A 21,153-nucleotide genomic window follows, 5' to 3' on the forward strand; every position below is an offset into this window, starting at 1 on the left:
GGATCGTCCAGCGTAAGTTGTGTTGCAATCGCATTACCGGATTACGCGGGCATGCGAAAGGCCGTAGGGCCAGCGCCTAGAGTTCGCGCCCGGCCAAATCCTCGACCAGTTCAAAGTGTTCGAACACCAGCAGCATCTCCGGGTCGTAGTCCCCATTGCGCTTGAAATAGGCTTTGTGCGATTTGCGCCATGCCAGCAGGCTGTCGTCCTCGCCCTCGGCCAGCGCCATTTCTTCGGTCACGTCGCAAAACCGCACCTCTTCGACATGCGTGGTCCGAATAACCAGCGCCGGGGTGCCATCCCAATTGGCCGCGATATCGCAGCGGCCAACCAGCGGCATCGCCTCCGGCTCGCCCTCAAACTCCGCAAGCGCCGCACAGGTCGCGGTCTTCCTGCCTTGCCGGACAAGCGCAATCAACTGCTGGCAAAGCGCCGCACTATCCCCAAACTTAAACGTCCCCGCGCCGGGGTAAGTATCTTGCAGGTCTTCGATCTCGTCGTTCATGTGGTTTTCCTATTCAAACAGAGGGCAGCCCCCGAGCCTGGGTGGGGGTGAAGCCCCCTCCCGGGGGGTGGGTCGGGGGCTGCCCGGCGATGCCGGGCGGGACATTAGGGTTCGTAGTGGCCTTCTGGCTCGGCTGTCAGCGGAGTTGGCCGCCCAATCGGAACGACATACTCAAGTTCAGAAATGACAAGCTTTGAACCATTGAAACAGTCTTTCCTCATCTCCAAGATTAAATCAGTCACAGCAGCGTGGACGTCGCCAGGTCCCGTTGCGTCCATATCCATCGTTGCCATTTCCTGCACCAAAACCAGTCTCTTCAAGACCGGGTCCGGCGCAACAAGCAAAAGAGCTATTTTACTGTAATCGTATGCTTTCCGAGACTCTTCGGTTCGCTGCTCCGCATGCTCAAACAGCGCATCCAAGAAGGCGCGATACGCCTGCTTTTTCTCTGCTCGAAAATCTTCGTTTCGATCAAACCGCTTCTGCACAGCATATACGATTGTTCCTCCTAGGACGCCGATGACGGCGAGCACAATGGGCAACCAATTGCCGACGCTCACCTCGACAACCCACCATGCAAGGTCGGCACATCCAGCGCAGCAAACCCATAATGCCGCAGCCAGCGCAAATCTGAATCAAAGAACGCCCGCAAATCTGGGATGCCGTATTTCAGCATCGCGATCCGGTCGATGCCCATGCCAAAGGCAAAGCCCTGCCACTGCGTCGGGTCAACGCCCGCCGCTTGCAGCACCTTGGGATGCACCATCCCCGATCCCAGAATCTCAAGCCAATCGTCGCCCTCGCCGACTTTCAGCGTGCCGCCTTCCCATGAACAGCGGATATCGACCTCGGCGGACGGTTCCGTAAACGGAAAATGCGACGCGCGGAAACGGATGTCGACGGTATCGACCTCGAAATACGCCTTTACGAATTCTTCCAGCACCCATTTCAGGTTGGCCATGCTGATGTCTTTATCTATCGCCAGCCCTTCGACCTGATGGAACATCGGCGTGTGCGTCTGGTCGTAATCGGCACGGTACACCCGACCGGGGCAGATGATGCGGGTGGGCGCGCCATTGGCCTCCAGACTGCGGATCTGGACGGGCGACGTATGTGTGCGCAACACATGCGGCGGGCGGTTATCGCCGGGCGCACGATGCGTGTAAAACGTGTCCATTTCCGCCCGCGCGGGGTGGTGGCCGGGGATGTTCAGCGCATCAAAATTATACCAATCCGATTCAATCTGCGGCCCTTCGGCCACGGCGAACCCCATATCGGCGAAAATCGCGGTGACTTCTTCGGTCACCTGACTGATCGGGTGGATCGTGCCCTGACGGCGGTCGCGCGCGGGCAGCGTCACGTCCAGCCATTCGGTCCGCAACCGCGCATCCAGCGCCGCATCGGCAAGGCCCGCCTTTTTAGCCAGCAGCGCGCTGTTGATCTCATCCTTCAGCGCGTTCAACGCAGGGCCCGCCACTTGCCGTTCTTCGGGCGTCATGCGGCCCAGCTCGCGCATAGCTAGGCTGATCTCGCCTTTTTTGCCCAGCGACTGCACGCGCAGCTGCTCCAGACCAGCTTCATCGGCGGTATCGGCGATCAGGCCTAGGTACTTTTGCTTCAGATCATCCATGTCCAACCCCTGTTGATTGCTCGGCGGTGCTAGCGTGCTGGGGCGCGCCTTGCAAGTCTGACGATACACATGAGGCACGCCGCCTGACCGATCGCCTCACTAGGCCAAGCTGACGGGGGGACAGGGCGCGCAATAAAAAAGGGCTGCCAGTAGCAGCCCCATTTCAATCGCTTGTCCGACCTATATGGCTTACGCCATCGCCGCCTTGGCTTTTCCGACGATCGTCGCAAATGCATCGGGCTCGTTCACGGCCAGATCAGCAAGAACCTTGCGGTCCACTTCAATCCCGGCCAGCATCAGACCATTGATGAACTTGGAATAGTTCAGTGTTTCATCAATCGAACGCACACCTGCGTTGATCCGCTGAATCCACAAAGCGCGGAAGCTGCGCTTGCGATTGTGACGGTCGCGGGTTGCATATTGATTGGCTTTATCGACGGCCTGCTTGGCGACCTTGAAGGTCTTGGAGCGGCGATCATAATAACCTTTTGCAGCGTCGAGCACTTTTTTGTGACGACGGTGCGTGACGGTACCACCTTTAACGCGCATATCTCAAATCCCCTATATTAACGTGCGTAAGGCATCATCGGTTTGATGATACCTTCGTCAGCTTTACACAGCACAACAGTGCCACGTGCGTTGCGTAGGAATTTGTTCGAGCGCTTGATCATGCCGTGACGTTTGCCCGCTTGGGCAGCCACAACACGGCCAGATGCCGTCATTTTGAACCGCTTTTTGCAGCTCGATTTCGTTTTCATCTTCGGCATTTCCGTCTCCTCTTTGGGTTCGGTCGAACGCGCGACTCGGCATGCCATAATGGCCGGACGCGCGAATTAAGAACCGCCGTATATGACGCATCCCCCATGGACGCAAGGGGACAATACGACACCACCGGCGCGCGGCGTTAATTCAGGTAACGCCCGACAACGCTCACAAAAACCTCGTCGAGCTTGTCAAGTTCGTATGGCTCGGGTCGTTGCTGCACCGCATAGCCGATCATCCCGGCGCTGATCAACATGATCAGCACCGACATTTTAGGCGCCCGGCGGTCTGCAAACGCACTGACAAGCGCAGGGATGGAAAAGGCCCCGGCGATCAGGCCCAGCACAAAGATCAGGTCAATATCCAACATCCGCCCCCATGGTTTTTCTCTGGGCAGCCTACTCTGGATCGGCCGCGTAAATCAAACGCTCTGCGCATGGCGCCACACGCAGGATGTTGGTCGACCCCGGCGTGTTGAACGGCACGCCTGCGGTGACGACGATCATGTCGGTCTCGGTTGCCAGCTCCTGGGCAAGTGCGGCCCGAACCGCCTCGATCACTGCGTCCTTAAACCGGTCTACATGACCCGTCACGACACAGTTCGTACCCCATGACAGACACAGGCGGCGCGCTGTTTCGGCATAATTGGTCAGCGCGATGATCGGCACCCGTGGCCGTTCGCGCGACACCAGCAGCGCCGTTGTGCCAGATTGGGTAAAGCAGCAGATTGCCTTCACATCCGTCGTTTCGGCAATTTCACGCGCCGCCGCAACGATACCATCGGCAACCGTGGTGCGCACGGCCCGGCGCGACGCCTCGATGATCTCGGTGTAGGTCGGATCAGATTCGACCTCGCCCGCGACGTTCGACATCGTCGTGACCGCTTCGATCGGATACGATCCCGCAGCAGATTCCGCGGACAGCATGATCGCATCCGCGCCTTCATAGATGGCGGTCGCAACGTCAGACACCTCGGCGCGCGTCGGCATCGGCGAATCGATCATCGATTCCAACATCTGCGTGGCCACAATCACCGGCTTGGCTGCCGCCCGGCACTTGCGCACCAGTTGCTTTTGGATCGGCGGGACATTCTGCACAGGCAGTTCAACACCCAAATCGCCGCGGGCAACCATGATGCCATCACTCACCGCGAGAATCTCATCGAACATTTTCACGGCGTTGGGCTTTTCGATCTTCGACATAATCGCGGCACGGCCTTTGGCCAGCGCGCGCGCCTCATCGACATCGGCCGGGCGCTGCACAAACGACAGGGCAAGCCAATCGACACCCAACGCGCAGACAAATTCCAGATCCCTGCGATCTTTCGCCGACAGCGCGGCAAGCGGCAGCACCACATCAGGCACGTTCACACCCTTGCGGTTGGAAATCATGCCGCCCACGATGACCTCGCAATCAGCGAAATTCGCGCCGCATTCCTTGACCCGCAGCTTGATCTTGCCATCGTTGACCAGCAAATGCGCGCCCGGCTCAAGCGCATCGAAAATCTCCTTGTGGGGCAGCTTCACGCGGTTCACGTCGCCTTCGGCATCATCCAGATCAAGACGGAACGCAGCACCCGGCACCAGTTCCTCTTCGCCATTGGCAAAGACGCCGACGCGCAGCTTTGGCCCCTGAAGATCGGCCAAAATGGCAATCGGGCTGTTCAGATCCTTTTCCACTTGGCGAATAATCTCGTGGCGGGCTTTGATTTCGGCGTGATCGCCGTGCGACATGTTCAGACGAAACACATCCGCGCCCGCCTCGTGTAGCGCACGGATCATTGCATAATCATTCGAGGCAGGGCCAAGTGTGGCGACGATCTTAACATTACGGTGGCGTCTCATGGGTCATCCTTCGCGCATTTTATGGGCTGTTAGCGGTAACAATTTCTGTTGCGCTCTTATTGCGCAATTCCATTCGCGCTACAACTAGCCTAAATGCGGTGACAAAGGAATGACACCTCGCATGACTGACATACCCTATCAGATCGAAGGCGCAGATCGCCCTGGCCGCTGGCTGATCAGCTGTGATCACGCCTCTAACTTTGTGCCGCCGTGGGTCAACAATGGCGACCTTGGCCTGCCCGACGCCGACATGGAACGCCACATCGCCTATGATATCGGCGCGGCGGGCGTGACCCGCGCCTTGGCCACGGCACTGGACAGCCCGGCGATTCTGTCGCGTTTTTCGCGATTGGTGATTGACCCAAATCGCGGCGAAGACGATCCGACCGTACTGATGAAACTTTACGACGGTACGATCATCCCCGGCAACCGGCACGCCGATGATGCCGCCAAAGAGGCGCGGATGCAGCGCCTTTATCGCCCATATCACACAGCTTACGGCAACCTTGCGCGCCGCATGCATGCCCCCGTGATCTGCGCCGTGCACAGCTTTACCCCCCGCCTGCGCGGTCGCCACCCGCGCCCATGGGAGGTTGGCGTGCTATACGCGGGCGACACCCGCCTTGCCGTCCCGCTGATGGCTGCCCTGCGCGCCCAGGGCTGGTGCGTCGGCGATAACGAACCCTACGCGGGCCACCTGCCCGGCGACGCGGTTGACCGGCACGCCCTGCAACACGGGCGCCCCAACGTCTTGCTGGAACTGCGGCAGGACCTGATTGCCGATACCGCAGGCCAAACCCTTTGGGCACAGCGCCTTGCCCCCATATTAACCGATGTCTTGGCCCAAAGTGGCCTGTAAAGGAAAAACAAAATGGATGACCAAACCCAAATCGAACTTGAAGCAGCCGCCTTTCGCCGCCTTCAAAAGCACCTGATGGAAGATCGGCCAGACGCGCAAAACATCGACATGATGAACCTCGCTGGCTTTTGCCGGAACTGCCTGTCGCGCTGGTATCAGGAAGCCGCAAACGAACGCGGAATCCCCATGACCAAAGACGAAGGCCGCGCCGCGTTCTACGGCATGCCATTCGACGAATGGAAAGCCAAACACCAGACGGACGCCAGCCCCGAGGCCAAAGAGGCCTTTAAGACTTCGCACAGCTAACCCCATGACGGTGTTCCACGGGCTATCCGCATTTCCGATCACCCCGACCGACCCGCAGGGGCGCGTCGCGACCGACGAGCTTGGTCTTTTGCTGGAACGGCTGGCAGCGGCCCGCGTCGATTCCGTCGGACTGCTCGGCAGCACCGGCGGCTATGCTTATCTGACGCGGGCCGAACGGCAGCGCGCGATCACGGTGGCCCGTGCCGTACTGGGCGGGCAGGTCCCCGTGATCATCGGCATCAGCGCGCTGCGCACCGACGACGCGCAGACTCTCGCCCGCGACGCCCAGATCGCGGGTGCCGATGGGCTATTGCTGGCGCCCATGTCCTACACGCCCCTTACCCAAGAAGAGGTGTTCCAACACTACGTCGCGGTAGCCCGTGCGACCGACCTGCCGCTGTGCATCTACAACAACCCCGGCACGACCCACTTCACCTTCGACCAAACGCTTTTGGAACGTCTCGGACAGGTGGAAAACGTTGCCGCCGTCAAAATGCCCCTGCCACAGGCTGCGGCGTTCAAGGCCGAATTGGCCCAACTGCGTGCCGCGCTGCCGGATGGCTTTGCCATTGGGTATAGCGGCGATTGGGGCTGCGCTGCGGGCCTGCTTGCCGGTGCAGACGCATGGTACAGCGTGATTGGCGGCCTGTTCCCGGCCCAAACCATGCAACTGGCCCGGGCCGCACAGGCGGGCAATGCGGCGCAGACGGAACATATCGAAAGTTTCTTTCAACCCCTGTGGACCTTGTTCAAGGCGCTCGGCAGCCTGCGGGTCGTCTATGCCGCCGCCGCACAGCTATCATTGACACAGGCCGTCCCGCCGCGTCCGATCCTGCCCCTTGATCCGGCAGACCGGCAACGTGTTGCTGCCGCGATTGAAACACTCGGCCAGTTGGACACGACGGCAAATTAGCCGGGCGTTCGCCGCGAACGTCGGCACAGACGCCCGGGGTACGGAATTCCTCCATTTCGTGACGCTACGTCACTGTCGGCCTTGCAGCCGATACGCGATCACGCTAATTGCCCCGATATTCAAAACCACCGCCAGATATTCAAATATTGATTTTACCAGAAAGCCACGCCGATGACGCCCTATTTCCAAGACACATTCTTCAGCACCCCTGCCCAGCCCGGCGACGCCGCCATCTTGATGGCCCCACTGACCCCGCGCGCCCTTACGCTGCGCCGTGCCCAGCGCTATGGGATGCTCTTGATGGCCATCGTGCTGGGCTACGGCGCGCTTGCGGCCTGATAAACTCAGACCGCTACCTTGCGGCTTTCCTCGAGATAGATCTCGCGCAAGCGCCGCGCAAGCGCCCCCGGCACCCCTGCACCCACCGCAACACCGTCCACCTCCACGACCGGCATCACGAATGTGCTGGCTGAAGTGATAAACGCCTCATCCGCGCCCTGCGCTTCGGCAATCGAGAAGCTGCGTTCTTCCACCTGCATCTGTGCTTCGCGGGCAAACCGCAGGACCGCAGCGCGGGTAATCCCGTGCAAAATTTCAGACCCCAAGTGCCGCGTGATGATCGTATTGCCCTTGACGATATAAGCGTTGTTCGATGTCCCTTCGGTCACCATACCGTCCTCGACCATCCATGCATCATCGACACCGGCGGCCTTGGCCATCATCTTGCCCATCGACGGGTACAATAGCTGGACAGTCTTGATATCCCGCCGTGCCCACCGCTGATCTGCAATGGAAATCACCCTGATCCCCTTTTGCGCCGCAGGGCTGGCCGCAAGGCCGGGCTTGTTCTGGGTGAACAGCACCACCGTCGGCGTGGTCGTTTCAGGGTCCGGAAACGCGAAATCACGGTCGCCGGGCGCACCACGGGTGATCTGCAGATAAATCATGCCCTCTTCGATCCCATTCATCCGCACCAATGCGCGATGAATATCAATCAGCTCGGGCATCACGGTCGGATGCGGCATGTCCAATGCGTCCAACGACCGCGCGAGCCGTGCCGCGTGACCCGCGAAATCAATCAGCTTGCCATCCAGAACGGACGTCACTTCGTAAACCCCGTCAGCCATCAGGAACCCACGGTCAAAGATAGATATTTTCGCTTCATTTTCCGGCAGGTATTCGCCGTTAACATAGACAGTGCGCATGCTTATCCCCATAGTGCGGCGGCCGGTGGATGCACGCCTTGCTGATCAAATTGCAGTCGTTCCGACCGGTCTTCGGCCAATAACAGCGGCCCGTCAAGGTCGGTGAACGCCACCCCCTGCGCCAACAGGGTCGCCGGCGCCATGGCCAGTGACGACCCCACCATGCAACCGACCATCACACCATACCCCTGCGCCATGGCCGCCACCTTCAGGGCCAGTGCCTCGGTCAACCCGCCGGTCTTGTCGAGCTTGATATTGACCATATCATACTTGCCGACCAGCGCCGGCAGGCTGGCGCGATCATGGCAGGATTCGTCGGCACAGACCGGCAAAGGCCGCGCGATCTCGCCCAGCATGTCATCCGCCCCGGCGGGCAACGGCTGTTCGACCATCTGCACGCCCAGACGGATCAGATGCGGCGCAAGATCAGCATAGATTTCCGCCGTCCAGCCTTCATTCGCATCGACAATCAGACGGGCATCCGGGGCGCCGCGCCGCACCGCCTCAAGACGGGCCATATCATCCGGTGTGCCTAGCTTTATCTTCAAAAGCGGACGGGCTGCGTGCCGTGCGGCCTGCACCTGCATCGCGGCGGGTGTGTCCAGCGACAGGGTAAAGGCGGTCACCGCCGGCAGCGGCGAAGGCAGATCCAGCAGATCCCAAATGCGGCAACCAGCCCGCTTGGCCGCCAGATCCCAGAATGCGCAATCGACCGCATTGCGGGCCGCCCCGGCGGGCAGCAGATCTGGCAGGCGGGCATGGGTGACGTCAACAGGCAGCCCGGCAATCTGCGCCCTCACACTGTCCAGCGTCTCGCCATAGCGAGCATAGGGCACGCATTCGCCGCGCCCGACCCCGCCACCATGCAGGGTGACGGTCAACACATCTGCCTGACGGCGCGCACCGCGGCTGATGGTAAACACCTGCGCCAGCGAAAACATGTCATGCGTGACTTCGATCTGCACGATATCACTTCTTCCGAGCATAAATATCCCCGCGCGGCGCGCATCAAATTTCTGGAAATTTGATCATAAACCAAAGCACCGGCTGTGACCGGACGCACTGCAACTTGCCGTTACCCTCGAACAACCGTCAAGGGGAACATTACCCCCGTAGGGTGGATCAAGATCCACCTTACGCCGTCAAAAAAGCCCGGGCGCGAACGCCCGGGCCACCTGAAAAACCGATAGCAAGGGCAATCAGCCCTTCGCGAATTCGGGATAGGCCTCCATGCCCAGCTCGGACATGTCCAAACCGTTGATCTCGGATTCCTCGGACACACGAATGCCCATGACCCCCTTGAGGATGATCCACACCACCAAGCTGACAAAGAAGACGAACGCGCCGATGGCGGCAAAACCAATGAACTGCGTCACAAAGCTGGTGTCGGCCGTATAGACAGGCACCACCATCGTCCCCCAGAAACCGGCCAGCAGGTGAACCGGAATAGCACCGACCACGTCATCAATCTTCAGCTTGTCCAGCATCGGCACGGCAAAGACGACGATCACACCGCCGACGGCACCGATCCAAAGCGCACCAAACAATGTCGGATCAAGCGGACCTGCCGTGATGGATACAAGACCCGCCAGCGCGCCGTTCAGAACCATCGTCAGATCGACCTTTTTGTACAGAATCTGCGTCAGAACCAAGGCCGCAACCGCACCGGCAGAGGCCGCCATATTGGTGTTCGCAAAAATCCGGCCCACGTCCGTGATATCGCCCACGGTGCCCGCAGCCAGCTGCGAACCGCCGTTAAAGCCGAACCAACCCAGCCACAGGATGAATGTACCCAATGTGGCAAGCGCAAGGTTGGAACCGGGCATCGGAATGACTCGGCCCTCCTTGTTATACTTGCCAATCCGCGGGCCCAGGATCACCACACCGGCCAGCGCTGCAAAACCACCGGCAGCATGCACAAGTGTCGAACCGGCAAAATCGCTGAAACCGATTTCAGACAGCCAGCCGCCGCCCCACTGCCAGGACGCTTCGATTGGGTAGATCAGGCCAGTCAGGACGACCACAAAGATCAAGAACGGCCACAGCTTTATACGTTCGGCCAAGGTGCCCGAAACGATCGACGCCGTCGTCGCACAGAACATCAGCTGAAAGAAGAAGTCAGACGCAACAGAGGCATAGTCAAGCGTTGCATCCGCGGCGGCAAGGCCGACCGGTTCCAGAGAGGTGGCACTGAAGCCGCCCATCCAACCTGCGATGATCCAGCCGTCGCCGGGGTACATCAAATTGTAACCAACCAGCCAGTACATGATCGACGCAATCGCAAACAGCGCGATGTTCTTGGTCAACTGGGTCGTGACGTTCTTGGACCGGACCAGACCGGCCTCCAGCATGGCAAAACCTGCCGCCATCCAGAACACCAGAAAGCCGCCCACAAGGAACAGCAGCGTGGTCATGATATAGGGGCCGACTTCGTCGAATGTCGGTGCCGGCGCATCCTGCGCCAGTGCCAGCGTCGGAAGCAACGCAAGCCCCGCGCCGACGCTAAGTGATTTCAGTAATTGCATCATAATATCCCTCATTCCGCCGCGATCACAGCGCGTCATCATTGGTTTCACCGGTCCGCACGCGCACTGCGCTTTCCACGTCGAGCACGAAAATCTTGCCATCGCCGATTTTTTCGGTTTTGGCGGTCTTGGCGATGGTGGCGACCACCTCGTCGGCCATGCCATCAGGCACGACAATTTCCAGCTTCACTTTCGGCACGAAATTCACCGCGTATTCTGCGCCGCGGTAAATTTCCGTATGCCCGGACTGCGAGCCGAAGCCCTTGATTTCTGACACCATCATGCCGCGCACGCCGACAGAGGTCAGCGCCTCGCGGACCTCCTCAAGCTTGAACGGTTTGATTGTTGCAATGATGAGTTTCACGATCTTCCCCTTGCAAATTATCTTGCAGGCCCGATTGAAACGGGGCTGCTTGCACAAGGACAAAAAGCGCGTCCTCGTGGGGTGGGCAAGGTTCACACGCAACAGCCACCCCCCTAAAACGCACGCTGTTGCACAATTTTTGCACAATCACCCAGACACGCACATTATTTAGGCGCACGCGAAAGCCGCACTTTGCCGCGCGACACGAATCCACCGCCATCGCCAAACCACCCGGGGCCCGGCAAACGCGCTGGTCGCGCCGCCCAATGCCCGCTATGATGCCGCAAAATACATAAAAACGGTTGGTCGAGCGGAACATGAGTGGAAACGGCAATAAACGGCCCCCTTTGGTGGCTGACCGGCGCTACGCGGCAAATCCTGCGGCGAAAAAGCCTGCCGGCAAAAAGACGCTAACCAAGGCCAAGACAAGCCGCCGAACGCGTGCCCCCGCCAAGAAAAAGCGGGGCCTGATCGGCTGGATTCTTGCACCATTCGCCTATGTGCTGCGCTTGATCTGGGCCGTCAGCTGGCGCCTTGGTGCCGCAACCGCCCTGATTATCGGCGTCGCCGTCTATTATTTCGCGACACAAATGCCGCCCATGACCACGCTCGTCGATGCGCGCACCCGTGGATCGGTCACGTTGCAGGACTACAAAGGCGATGTCTTTGCCTGGCGCGGCGATCAGTTCGGCGGCATGGTTACCGCGACCTCCGTGTCACCCCACCTGCACAACGCCGTCCTCGCCACCGAGGACAAGCGGTTCTACCGCCACTTCGGCATTTCACCGCGCGGCATCGCGTCGGCTGTGCGGATCAACCTGCGCGCCGGGCGTGGGCCATTATCAGGCAACGGCGGCTCGACCATCACCCAGCAGACCGCAAAACTGCTGTGCCTTGGCGTGCCCTTCGACCCCGATACATGGGACACCGAAGCCGCCTATGAAAACGACTGTCGGCAATCGTCAATCTGGCGCAAGGCAAAAGAGGCGATTTTCGCCATGGCCATGGAGGTCGCCTACACCAAGGAAGAAGTCCTGACGATCTACCTCAACCGGGCCTACCTCGGCGCGGGCAGTCGCGGATTCGAGGCCGCCGCACAGCGCTATTTCGGGATCTCTGCCGCGCAGGTGAACCCGGCACAGGCCGCCATGCTGGCCGGGCTTCTCAAGGCGCCGTCGACCTATGCGCCCACCACCAACATCGAACGCGCCCGCGACCGGGCGTCGGTAGTGATCGGGCTGATGCAGGATCAGGGCTATCTCAGCGCCGCACAGGCCAGCACAGCCCGCGCCAATCCCGCAACCCTCTCCGAGGCGGCAGCCGCCCGCGCGGGCGGATTCTTTGCCGACTGGGTCATGGAAAGCGGGCCAGAATTCTTTACCAATGACACCACGGAAGACGTGATCATCCGCACGACGCTGGACCAGGACATCCAGAACGCCGCCGAAAACGCGCTGATTTCGGTCTTTGAAAATCAGGTCCGCGACGGGTCCGAGGCACAGGCCGCCATCGTCGTGATGTCAGCAGACGGTGCCGTCCGCGCCATGGTCGGTGGCCGCAACATCCGGGCGACAGGAGCGTTTAACCGCGCAACGCAGGCCCTGCGGCAAACCGGGTCATCGTTCAAACCCTTCATCTATGCGGCAGCACTCGAATCCGGTTTCTCGCCCAATGACATGGTCGACGACAGCCCGATCTGCTGGCGCATTCCCGGCTCCGCCGACTGGTGCCCCAAAAACTATGACCGCGCATTCAAAGGGCCGATCACCCTCACCCAGGCCCTCGCCGAAAGCCGCAACGTCCCCGCCGTGATCCTGTCAGAAAAAGTCGGCCGCGAGGCGGTGCGCACCGTCGCCACCCAATTCGGCATCGACAGCGATCTGGCCGCAGGTCCCGCACTGGCCCTTGGCGTGTCCGAAAGCACCCTGATCGAAATGACCGGCGCCTATGCCGGTATCCTCAACGGCGGCTCGTCCGTGACCCCCTACGGGCTGATCGAACTGCGCATTCAGGGCGATGACACCGCACTGATGGATTCATCCGGCAGCGGCATCGGCGAACGCGTGATCCGCGAAAGCGCAGCGCGGCAACTGACGTGGATGATGTCCAAAGTCGTCGCCGAAGGCACAGGCAGCCGCGCCCAGATCGACGGCTGGCAAATCGCAGGCAAATCAGGCACCACCCAAGCGTCGCGCGATGCATGGTTCATCGCCTTTACCGGGGACTATGTGACAGGCGTCTGGATGGGCTATGACAACAACAGACCGCTGACTGGCGTCACCGGCGGCGGCCTCCCAGCCGAGATTTGGCGCGAAACCATGGCGCCCGTACTGGCCGGGCGCACGCCGACACCACTGCCGATGCAAGCCCCGGCTACGGCCTTGAACGCTGGCGTTCTGGCTGGCGAAGGCGGCACGCTGTTTGACCGTGATATCCTGAATGTGCTCGATATCATCCTGCGCGATCAGCTGAATTGACCCGGCGGGCGGGCCTAATGCTCGCCCGCTTCGCAGCGATCATACCGGAACGCATAGCCGTTCCAGATCATATAGATGCCAGCGCTATCCGCATCGGTCATCAAAATGGCCCGTTCCGTCCAGGTTTGCCCCTCGCCCGAACAAATCATCGTATAAATCGTGGCATCCATGTCGTTGACGTCGACAGGCCGCGTCATCCGACACGTCACATCAACCCCAAAAAACGTGCCTTCCGCGATCCGAAGCGAGCCGCCATCGGTGCCCACCAGCGAACACTCCGCGTTGGCCGTCTGCTTGTAGATACCGTCGTATGGCCCCGCAGCGGCAAGCGCGGGCAACCCAAGGGCTAGGGCAACGGTCAAATATATCTGATGCTGTGTCATAGCGGATGATTCTGATCCATATTCGCCGTCAAATCAATAGGATCGGCCCGTCCGGGCTGCGATTGAATATTAGACGTTAACTCCGTTGTGGTTTTCTGTAGGTTGCGGCGCAGGACGACATGAAACGAAAAGGCAAACCAACGTCATGGCTGATGCACTGACACAGACCGGCTCTGAGGAATTGATCGCGGCACGCCGCGAAAGCCGGACCCTGTATTGGCTCGTGGCGATTTTCAGCTTTTTCGTAAACGTCCTGATGCTGACCGGCCCGCTTTATATGCTCAATGTCTATGACCGCGTGCTCAGTTCGCGGTCGCTTGAAACGCTGATCGCACTGTCGGTGCTGGTCGGCTTTCTGTACGGTATGATGGGTGTTCTGGATTTCGTGCGTGGCCGCGTGATGGGCCGGGTCGGCGCCCGGTTTCAGGCCCGCCTTGACCGGCGCGTCTTTGGCGCCGTGCTGCGGGCCACGACGCTCAACCGCGCCCCGCGCGAGGCGGCAACCGGCCTGCGCGATCTGGAATCCGTGCAGCGGCTTATCACATCACCTGCACTGATGGCCGTATTCGATCTGCCTTGGGTCCCGCTCTTTATCTGGGGCATCTTCATCTTTCACCCGTTTATGGGCATTTTGGCGCTGGCTGGCGGGGCGGTTCTCGTCGCCATGGCGCTGCTCAACCAATTCAGTGCGCGCAAACCACTCGAAGCCGCCAATGCCGCCACTTTCGCTTCCGAACAGCTCGGCGCGCAAATTCGCAGCGAAAGCGAACTGGTGCATGCCTTGGGCATGCGCGCCGCCGCTTTCGATCGCTGGCAGGTGGCGCGCGGGCAGTCGCTGGATGCGACGATCGGTGCCGCCGATACGTCAGGCACCTATACCGCACTGACCAAAGCATTCCGCATGTTCCTGCAATCGGCGATGCTGGGCCTTGGCGCGTATCTGGTGCTGATCAACGAACTGTCGCCGGGTGCGATGATTGCCGGGTCAATCCTGCTGGGCCGTGCCCTGGCCCCCATCGAAATGATCGTCGGACAGTGGCCCGTGTTCCAAAAAGGGCGCGAAGGCTGGCGGCGGCTTTGCATCCTTCTTGGCCATGTGCCTGCGGAAACCACCCGCACCCAGCTGCCCAAACCCCGCGCCCGCCTGCTGGCCGACCAGGTCACCGTCGTGCCGCCGGGCGAAAAACAGGCAGCCCTGCGCATGATCAGCTTTGACGTCAAACCGGGGCAAGCCGTCGGCGTCATCGGCATCTCTGGCGCGGGCAAATCTACGCTGGCCCGCGTGCTGACCGGCGTATGGCAGCCAGCGGGCGGCAAAATTCGGCTCGATGGGGCGGCGCTGGATCAATACGATCCTGACGTGCTGGGCCAGCACATCGGGTATCTGCCGCAACGGGTGCAACTGTTTGACGGCACGATCAAGGAAAACATCGCCCGCATGTCAATGCAGCCCGACGATGCGCTGGTCGTCCGTGCCGCGCAAAAGGCCGCCGCCCACGACATGATCCTGAAACTGCCCGATGGCTACGATACCCGCGTCACCGGCACGGGCGGGCGGCTGTCGGGCGGGCAGATCCAGCGCATCGGGCTGGCCCGCGCAATGTACGGCGACCCGGTTGTGCTGGTGCTGGACGAACCGAACTCCAACCTCGACAACGACGGATCGACCGCCCTGAACCACGCGATCAAGACCTTTAAATCCGAAGGCAAAATCGTCTTTATCATGGCCCACCGCCCCGCCGCCATTCAGGAATGCGACCTGCTGCTGGTGATCGACAACGGCGCCCGCCGCGCCTTTGGCCCCAAGGAAGACGTGCTACGCGACATGGTTAAGAATCACGACCAGATCACCCGCAACGCGGGCCTGTCGGGGGGCGTATCATGACCCGTCAACGCTGGTCCGCCCGTGGCTATATCATCACCGGCCTAGTGACGCTTTTGGTACTTGTCGGCGGTTTTGGCACTTGGACCGTCACGGCCCAGATCACCGGCGCCGTGATTGCCACCGGCCAGATCGAAGTGGACCGCAACCGGCAGGTCGTCCAGCACCCTGACGGCGGCGTAGTGCAGGAAATTCTGGTCAAAGAAGGCGACAGCGTCGCAGCTGGCGACCTGCTGATCCGGCTTGACGCCAACGCGCTGCAATCCGAACTGGCCGTCGTCGAAGGGCAGCTTTTCGAAATCCTCGCCCGCCGTGGCCGCCTCGAGGCGGAACGCGACGACCTGCCGACGCCCGCCTTTGACCCCGTGCTGACGCAAAACACCGTCGCCGACGCCCGCGACCTGATTGCCGGTCAGTTGCGCCTGTTCGACGCGCGCCGCGAATCGTCGGCCAGCGCCGTTGAACAACTGACCCAACAACGCGCCCAGATCGCCAGCCAGCTTGGCGGGATTGCCGCGCAGCAAACCGCCCTGACCACCCAGCGCGGCCTGATCGCCCAGGAACTGACCGATCAACAAAGCCTGCTGGACCGTGGCCTTGCTCAGGCCAGCCGCGTTCTCGCCCTGCAACGCGAAGAAGCAAGCCTGCTTGGCCGCGCCGGCGAACTGACCGCCCAGGCGGCCCAAGCCGCCGAACGTATGACCGAAATTGAAATCCAGATCATCGGCCTCTCCTCGACCCGCCGCGAAGAGGCGATCACCAGACTGCGTGACCTGCAATATAACGAACTGGAACTCTCTGAACGGCGCCGGACCCTGACCCGGCAACTCGATCGGCTGGACATCCGCGCGCCGGTATCGGGCATCGTCTATGGCATGCAGGTCTTTGCACCGCAGTCGGTGATCCGGCCCGCCGACCCCGTGCTGTTCCTGATCCCCCAAGACCGCCCGTTGGTCATCGCCACACAGGTCCAACTGACCGATATCGACCAAATCCATCTGGGTCAGGAGGTCACGCTGCGCTTTTCCGCCTTCGATCAACGCCGCACGCCGGAACTCAAGGGTAAGGTCACGCTCATCTCAGCCGATGCGTTTCAGGACGAAGGGTCGCGCCTGTCCTACTACCGTGCAGAGGTGCAGTTGGACCCCGGCGAAATTGACCGCCTACCCCCCGATATGACCCTGATCCCCGGCATGCCGGTCGAAGCATTCGTACGCACCGCCGACCGCAGCCCGATGGATTACCTGCTGAAACCGCTGGCCGATTATTTTGCCAAGGCTTTCCGCGAAGCGTGATTGCACCCCGCCGCATTGCCCGCTAGCGTCCCCGCAAACAAGGAGAACGCAATGAGCGCGATTGAAACAAAGCTGGCCACACTTGGCGTCACCCTGCCCGATGCGCCTGCACCGGCTGCAAACTATGTCCCCTTCGTCGTGATCGGCGATATGGTCTATGTTTCGGGCCAGATTTCCGCCAATGCCGATGGCATGATCAAAGGAAAGCTGGGCGCCGACATGGCCGCCGACGTCGGGGCCGAAGCCGCCAAAGCCTGCGCGATCAGCCTGCTGGCCCAGTTGAAAGCGGCCTGCGGTGGTGACATCGACCGGCTGGTGCGGGTGGTGAAACTGACCGGTTTCGTCAATTCGACCCCGGACTTCCCCGATCAGCCCAAGGTGATCAACGGGGCCTCCGACTTCATGGTCGCGGCCTTGGGCGACAAAGGCCGCCATGCCCGTTCCGCCGTCAGCGCCGCAAGCCTGCCGTTTGGCGTCGCCGTCGAAATCGAAGCGATTTTCCAAATCGCATGACCCTCCCTGCGTCTTTCCTAAAGCGCCCGATCACCCACCGCGCCTTGCATGATCGCAAGGCGGGGCGGGTCGAAAACAGCATCAAATCAATCAAGGCCGCGATTGATGCAGGCTACGGAATTGAGATCGACGTACAGTTGACCCGCGACGGGCACGCGGTGGTCTTTCACGATGATATGCTGGACCGGCTGACCGATGCGGTGGGACCCGTCCGCGCCAAAACTCGCGCCGAACTGCACGCGATCCCACTCAAGGACGACGGCGGCACGATTGCATCGCTGAACGACGTTTTGGCAGTGGTCGCCGGCCGCGTCCCCCTGCTCATCGAAATCAAAGACCAGGATGGCGCCATGGGTCCAAATATCGGCCCGCTCGAGACCGCAACAGCCAAGGCATTGGAACATTACACCGGCGATGTCGCATTGATGTCCTTCAACCCGCACGCTGTAGCCGCACTGGCCGACCTTGCCCCGAATATCCCGCGCGGGTTGACCACATCCAGCTATCAGGCGCAATTCTGGCCAGAGGTCCCGGATCAGGTCCGGGACGTGCTGCGCGACATTCCCGACTATGACCGCACGGGGGCCAGTTTTATAAGCCACGAAGCCACCGATCTGACCCGGCCCCGCGTCGCTGACCTCAAATCCCGGGGCGCCGCCATCCTGTGCTGGACAATCCGCAGCCCCGAGGCCGAAACCGCAGCGCGCCGCAGCGCGGATAATGTGACCTTTGAAGGGTATCTGGCTTGACGGCGGCCCCCCGCCCCCCAAGTTGCACCCTATGACCGACGCACCGATTGAAATCGCCGCCCACCCCAGCCTGTCCGGGATCAGCCCCGCCGACTGGGATGCCTGCGCCTGCCCCGAAGATACCACCGGGCGCTCCAATGACCCCTTCACCACCTATCGGTTTCTCAAGGCATTGGAAGACAGCGGATCAGTCGGGCCGGGCACCGGCTGGCAACCGCGCTACTTGACTGCGCAGCAGGACGGGCTGACGATTGCCTGCGCTCCCCTGTACGCCAAGGGCCATTCACAGGGCGAATACATCTTCGATCACAACTGGGCCCAAGCTTATGAAAACGTCGGCGGGCGGTACTATCCCAAACTGCAAATCGCCGTCCCCTTCACACCGGCCACCGGGCGCCGCTTCCTGACCCGTCCGGGATTCGAGGCGGTCGGCATGTCCGCCCTGATCCAGGGAGCCATCCAAATCGCAGCCGACAACGACCTGTCGTCACTGCACGCCACCTTCTGCACCGAAGCCGAGGCGATCACGGGTGCCGAAATGGGCCTGTTGCCCCGGATTGGCCAACAATTCCACTGGGTCAACGACAGCTATGCCGATTTCGACGGCTTCCTTGCGTCGCTCTCCAGCCGCAAACGCAAGAACATCCGCAAGGAACGCAGCACGGCACAGGATTTCGGCGGGGAAATTCTCAGCCTGACGGGCGACCAGATTCAGCCCGAACATTGGGATGCATTTTGGCGGTTCTACCAAGACACCGGCAACCGCAAATGGGGCACCCCCTATCTGACACGGCAATTCTTTGACTGCGCCCAAGAGACCCTGCGCGATGACATGCTGCTGGTGCTGGCCATGCGCGATGGGCGGGCCGTTGCAGGCGCGCTGAACTTTATCGGGCGCGATACGCTCTACGGGCGCTACTGGGGCTGCACCGAACACCACGCCTGCCTACACTTCGAACTGTGCTATTATCAGGCCATCGACTTTGCCATCGCCCATCGTCTGGGCCGCGTCGAGGCCGGTGCCCAAGGTGAACATAAACTCGCGCGCGGCTACCTGCCCGTGGCAACCCATTCACTGCATTGGTTCGGTGACGCCGGTTTCAGGGATGCCGTCGCCCACTATCTCAAGGCGGAACGCAACGCCATCGACCACGAAATCGAAGTCCTGACCAGCTACGGCCCATTCCGCAAATCCCAAAGAGAGGAACAGCAATGACCGACAAATTGACCCAAACAGAACGTGCCGCACAGATCACCCCGCTGCTGGCGAATGGCTGGTCCATGGTTGATGGGCGCGACGCGATCCACAAAACCTACGTGTTCAAGAACTTCATCGCGGCGTTCGGCTTTATGACCCGCGCCGCGTTCTGGGCGGAAAAGCTGAACCACCACCCCGAATGGTCTAATGTCTACAAAACCGTGGACGTCACGTTGACAACCCACGATGCAGACGGCCTAAGCGCATTGGACGCCAAACTGGGCGCCAAACTGGACGTGCTGGCAGGAGAATAACGTGCAAGACATGATGAACACCGCGATCTGGGATGGAAAAACCATCACGGATCTGCTGACAATTCAATTTATGGCATCAATCTTTGGCAGCGTCATCGCCGCAGCATTGATCCTGTTTTTGGGGTTCATCATCGGTGGCTGGCTACGCAGGCGGCTGATCCGGCTGGGCGAAAACAACCGCCATCTGGATATCACCCTGTTCAACTTTCTGGGCAACATGGGGCGCTATGTCGCTATCGGCTTTGCGTTCCTGTTCGTGCTCAATACCTTCGGAATCCAGACGACATCGTTCGTGGCTGTCATCGGTGCGGCCGGTCTGGCAATCGGTCTCGCCCTGCAAGGCACCCTGTCCAATGTGGCCGCAGGTGTGATGATCGTCTTCTTCCGCCCCATCAGAATCGGTGATTTCGTCGAGGTCAGCGGCCAAATGGGCACCGTCAAGGAAATCACGCTGAACTTCACCGAACTGGCCGCGCCCAGCAACGTGCAGGTGATCATTCCAAACGCACGGGTTTGGGGCAATACGATCCTGAACTATTCAATCTACGAGACGCGCAGGGCAGAATGGATCTTTGGCGTGGGCTATGGCACAAACCTCAAAGACGCCGAGGACGTGATCCGCAATACCATCATGGCCGACCCCCGGTCAAAAACGGACCCCGCGCCATTCATTCAGGTCGATAACCTGAACAGCAGTTCTGTGGATTTTCTGGTCCGCGTCTGGTGCAACAGCGGCGATTATTTCCAGTATCAGGCCGATATGAAACGGCTGGTAAAAGAGGCGCTGGATAACGCCGGGATCAATATTCCGTTCCCGACCCAGACAATCATTCAGGCCAGCGCCTGAGCAAAGGGGCGGCGTCAGGCGCCGCCCCTTTATCGTTACCCCAACGCTTCCAGCAGCGTCTCGCCTGCGGAAATTTCGCAAACGCCGGCGCGCTCTTCGGCGTTCAGAATGGTTACAACACCGTCTTCAATCAACATCGCATACCGCTTGGACCGGTTGACGAAACCGGCAGGTGCTGCGCTAAAGTCCATGCCGATCGCGGTTGTAAATGCGCTTTCTGCATCGGCGAGCATTGTGATCCCCGCGTCGGTGGCGCCCGTCACATCGCCCCACGCCTTCATCACGAACGGATCATTGACCGATACGCAAATAATCTCGTCCACGCCTTTTGCCTTGAATTCGTCATGGGTGATCATGAAACTGGGCACATGCGCGGTCGAACACGTCCCGGTAAAGGCACCGGGCAGACCAAAGATGACAACCTTGCGTTTCTCCAGTTTGTCGGCCAGCACCACTTGCTGTGGTCCATCGTCGGTCATATGCAACAGCGTTGCTTGCGGCACCCGGTCGCCGATCTTAATTGTCATGAATATAGCCCCTGTTCGGAATTGTGCCTGCTTACAACCTCCATATAGTGTCCCG

25 protein-coding genes are annotated in these 21,153 nt (G+C 60.5%); 12 read left to right on the forward strand and 13 right to left on the reverse strand.

All coding sequences use genetic code 11. The features are described 5' to 3' along the window. Window positions 1-76: 76 nt before the first annotated feature. The 7 genes from QZ196_RS00425 to pyk all read right to left on the reverse strand — a co-directional run bounded on the left by QZ196_RS00425 (window position 77) and on the right by pyk (window position 4,741). Entirely contained in the window at window positions 77-505 is a 429-nt protein-coding gene (locus QZ196_RS00425) for an ASCH domain-containing protein (protein ID WP_296422720.1), read from the reverse strand. 104 nt (window positions 506-609) lie between these two features. Further along, on the reverse strand, window positions 610-1,038 hold the full coding sequence (locus tag QZ196_RS00430; protein ID WP_296422722.1) for a hypothetical protein: 429 nt from the start codon (window positions 1,036-1,038) through the stop codon (window positions 610-612). Window positions 1,039-1,061: 23 nt separating this feature from the next. After that, on the reverse strand, window positions 1,062-2,135 hold the full coding sequence (gene pheS, locus QZ196_RS00435) for a phenylalanine--tRNA ligase subunit alpha (RefSeq protein ID WP_296422724.1): 1,074 nt from the start codon (window positions 2,133-2,135) through the stop codon (window positions 1,062-1,064). A gap of 189 nt (window positions 2,136-2,324) precedes the next feature. Further along, window positions 2,325-2,684, reverse strand: coding sequence for a 50S ribosomal protein L20 (gene rplT / locus QZ196_RS00440; RefSeq protein WP_296422725.1), 360 nt, complete (start codon window positions 2,682-2,684; stop codon window positions 2,325-2,327). A gap of 17 nt (window positions 2,685-2,701) precedes the next feature. Then, entirely contained in the window at window positions 2,702-2,902 is a 201-nt protein-coding gene (gene rpmI / locus QZ196_RS00445) for a 50S ribosomal protein L35 (RefSeq protein ID WP_296422728.1), read from the reverse strand. A gap of 137 nt (window positions 2,903-3,039) precedes the next feature. Then, complete coding sequence (locus QZ196_RS00450; protein WP_296422730.1) at window positions 3,040-3,267, reverse strand: hypothetical protein; 228 nt, start codon at window positions 3,265-3,267, stop codon at window positions 3,040-3,042. A gap of 28 nt (window positions 3,268-3,295) precedes the next feature. Further along, window positions 3,296-4,741 (reverse strand): pyruvate kinase, encoded by a 1,446-nt coding sequence (pyk, locus tag QZ196_RS00455; protein ID WP_296422732.1) that lies wholly within the window; start codon window positions 4,739-4,741, stop codon window positions 3,296-3,298. A 121-nt stretch (window positions 4,742-4,862) separates the two neighbouring features. On the opposite strand from pyk, the gene QZ196_RS00460 reads away from it, so the two are divergent. The 4 genes from QZ196_RS00460 to QZ196_RS00475 all read left to right on the forward strand — a co-directional run bounded on the left by QZ196_RS00460 (window position 4,863) and on the right by QZ196_RS00475 (window position 7,158). Further along, window positions 4,863-5,600 (forward strand): N-formylglutamate amidohydrolase, encoded by a 738-nt coding sequence (locus QZ196_RS00460; RefSeq protein WP_296422734.1) that lies wholly within the window; start codon window positions 4,863-4,865, stop codon window positions 5,598-5,600. A gap of 12 nt (window positions 5,601-5,612) precedes the next feature. Further along, window positions 5,613-5,906: a DUF1244 domain-containing protein gene (locus tag QZ196_RS00465; RefSeq protein WP_296422735.1), complete on the forward strand. Its 294-nt coding sequence runs from the start codon at window positions 5,613-5,615 to the stop codon at window positions 5,904-5,906. Window positions 5,907-5,910: 4 nt separating this feature from the next. Continuing rightward, on the forward strand, window positions 5,911-6,819 hold the full coding sequence (locus QZ196_RS00470) for a dihydrodipicolinate synthase family protein (RefSeq protein WP_296422737.1): 909 nt from the start codon (window positions 5,911-5,913) through the stop codon (window positions 6,817-6,819). A 171-nt stretch (window positions 6,820-6,990) separates the two neighbouring features. After that, complete coding sequence (locus QZ196_RS00475) at window positions 6,991-7,158, forward strand: hypothetical protein (RefSeq protein ID WP_296422739.1); 168 nt, start codon at window positions 6,991-6,993, stop codon at window positions 7,156-7,158. A gap of 5 nt (window positions 7,159-7,163) precedes the next feature. Here QZ196_RS00475 and QZ196_RS00480 read toward each other — a convergent pair whose 3' ends face one another. From QZ196_RS00480 to QZ196_RS00495, 4 genes are all read right to left on the reverse strand, one after another. Next, complete coding sequence (locus QZ196_RS00480) at window positions 7,164-8,024, reverse strand: D-amino-acid transaminase (RefSeq protein ID WP_296422742.1); 861 nt, start codon at window positions 8,022-8,024, stop codon at window positions 7,164-7,166. Window positions 8,025-8,026: 2 nt separating this feature from the next. Beyond that, window positions 8,027-9,010, reverse strand: a complete 984-nt coding sequence (gene dgcA / locus QZ196_RS00485; RefSeq protein ID WP_296422744.1) for an N-acetyl-D-Glu racemase DgcA — start codon at window positions 9,008-9,010, stop codon at window positions 8,027-8,029. A gap of 213 nt (window positions 9,011-9,223) precedes the next feature. After that, on the reverse strand, window positions 9,224-10,549 hold the full coding sequence (locus tag QZ196_RS00490) for an ammonium transporter (protein ID WP_296422746.1): 1,326 nt from the start codon (window positions 10,547-10,549) through the stop codon (window positions 9,224-9,226). A gap of 25 nt (window positions 10,550-10,574) precedes the next feature. Further along, complete coding sequence (locus QZ196_RS00495) at window positions 10,575-10,913, reverse strand: P-II family nitrogen regulator (RefSeq protein ID WP_296422747.1); 339 nt, start codon at window positions 10,911-10,913, stop codon at window positions 10,575-10,577. A 317-nt stretch (window positions 10,914-11,230) separates the two neighbouring features. Between QZ196_RS00495 and QZ196_RS00500 the strand changes: the two genes are divergently transcribed. Further along, window positions 11,231-13,390 (forward strand): PBP1A family penicillin-binding protein, encoded by a 2,160-nt coding sequence (locus tag QZ196_RS00500; protein ID WP_296422749.1) that lies wholly within the window; start codon window positions 11,231-11,233, stop codon window positions 13,388-13,390. Between the two features lie 14 nt (window positions 13,391-13,404). On the opposite strand, the gene QZ196_RS00505 is transcribed toward QZ196_RS00500, so the two are convergent. Next, complete coding sequence (locus tag QZ196_RS00505) at window positions 13,405-13,773, reverse strand: hypothetical protein (protein ID WP_296422751.1); 369 nt, start codon at window positions 13,771-13,773, stop codon at window positions 13,405-13,407. A 145-nt stretch (window positions 13,774-13,918) separates the two neighbouring features. On the opposite strand from QZ196_RS00505, the gene QZ196_RS00510 reads away from it, so the two are divergent. From QZ196_RS00510 to QZ196_RS00540, 7 genes are read left to right on the forward strand one after another with little or no spacing between them, the layout of a single operon-like run. Continuing rightward, on the forward strand, window positions 13,919-15,658 hold the full coding sequence (locus QZ196_RS00510) for a type I secretion system permease/ATPase (RefSeq protein ID WP_296422753.1): 1,740 nt from the start codon (window positions 13,919-13,921) through the stop codon (window positions 15,656-15,658). After that, window positions 15,655-16,950: an HlyD family type I secretion periplasmic adaptor subunit gene (locus QZ196_RS00515; protein WP_296422755.1), complete on the forward strand. Its 1,296-nt coding sequence runs from the start codon at window positions 15,655-15,657 to the stop codon at window positions 16,948-16,950. The genes QZ196_RS00510 and QZ196_RS00515 overlap by 4 nt, the downstream gene beginning before the upstream one ends. Before the next feature lie 51 nt (window positions 16,951-17,001). Next, complete coding sequence (locus QZ196_RS00520) at window positions 17,002-17,463, forward strand: RidA family protein (protein WP_296422757.1); 462 nt, start codon at window positions 17,002-17,004, stop codon at window positions 17,461-17,463. Then, window positions 17,460-18,212 (forward strand): glycerophosphodiester phosphodiesterase family protein, encoded by a 753-nt coding sequence (locus QZ196_RS00525; protein ID WP_296422760.1) that lies wholly within the window; start codon window positions 17,460-17,462, stop codon window positions 18,210-18,212. Before QZ196_RS00520 ends, QZ196_RS00525 begins: the two co-directional genes overlap by 4 nt. A gap of 31 nt (window positions 18,213-18,243) precedes the next feature. Then, window positions 18,244-19,428 (forward strand): GNAT family N-acetyltransferase, encoded by a 1,185-nt coding sequence (locus QZ196_RS00530; protein WP_296422764.1) that lies wholly within the window; start codon window positions 18,244-18,246, stop codon window positions 19,426-19,428. Next, entirely contained in the window at window positions 19,425-19,724 is a 300-nt protein-coding gene (locus tag QZ196_RS00535; RefSeq protein WP_296422766.1) for a 4a-hydroxytetrahydrobiopterin dehydratase, read from the forward strand. The genes QZ196_RS00530 and QZ196_RS00535 overlap by 4 nt, the downstream gene beginning before the upstream one ends. A gap of 1 nt (window position 19,725) precedes the next feature. Next, window positions 19,726-20,571, forward strand: coding sequence for a mechanosensitive ion channel domain-containing protein (locus QZ196_RS00540; RefSeq protein ID WP_296422768.1), 846 nt, complete (start codon window positions 19,726-19,728; stop codon window positions 20,569-20,571). Between the two features lie 35 nt (window positions 20,572-20,606). Here the strand turns inward: QZ196_RS00540 and QZ196_RS00545 are convergent, their stop codons facing one another. After that, window positions 20,607-21,098 carry a peroxiredoxin gene (locus QZ196_RS00545; RefSeq protein ID WP_296422770.1) on the reverse strand — a complete coding sequence of 164 codons (492 nt, stop codon included), beginning with the start codon at window positions 21,096-21,098 and terminating at the stop codon, window positions 20,607-20,609. Window positions 21,099-21,153 lie beyond the last annotated feature (55 nt).

The organism is Yoonia sp., from assembly GCF_017854565.1.
GTDB lineage: Bacteria > Pseudomonadota > Alphaproteobacteria > Rhodobacterales > Rhodobacteraceae > Yoonia.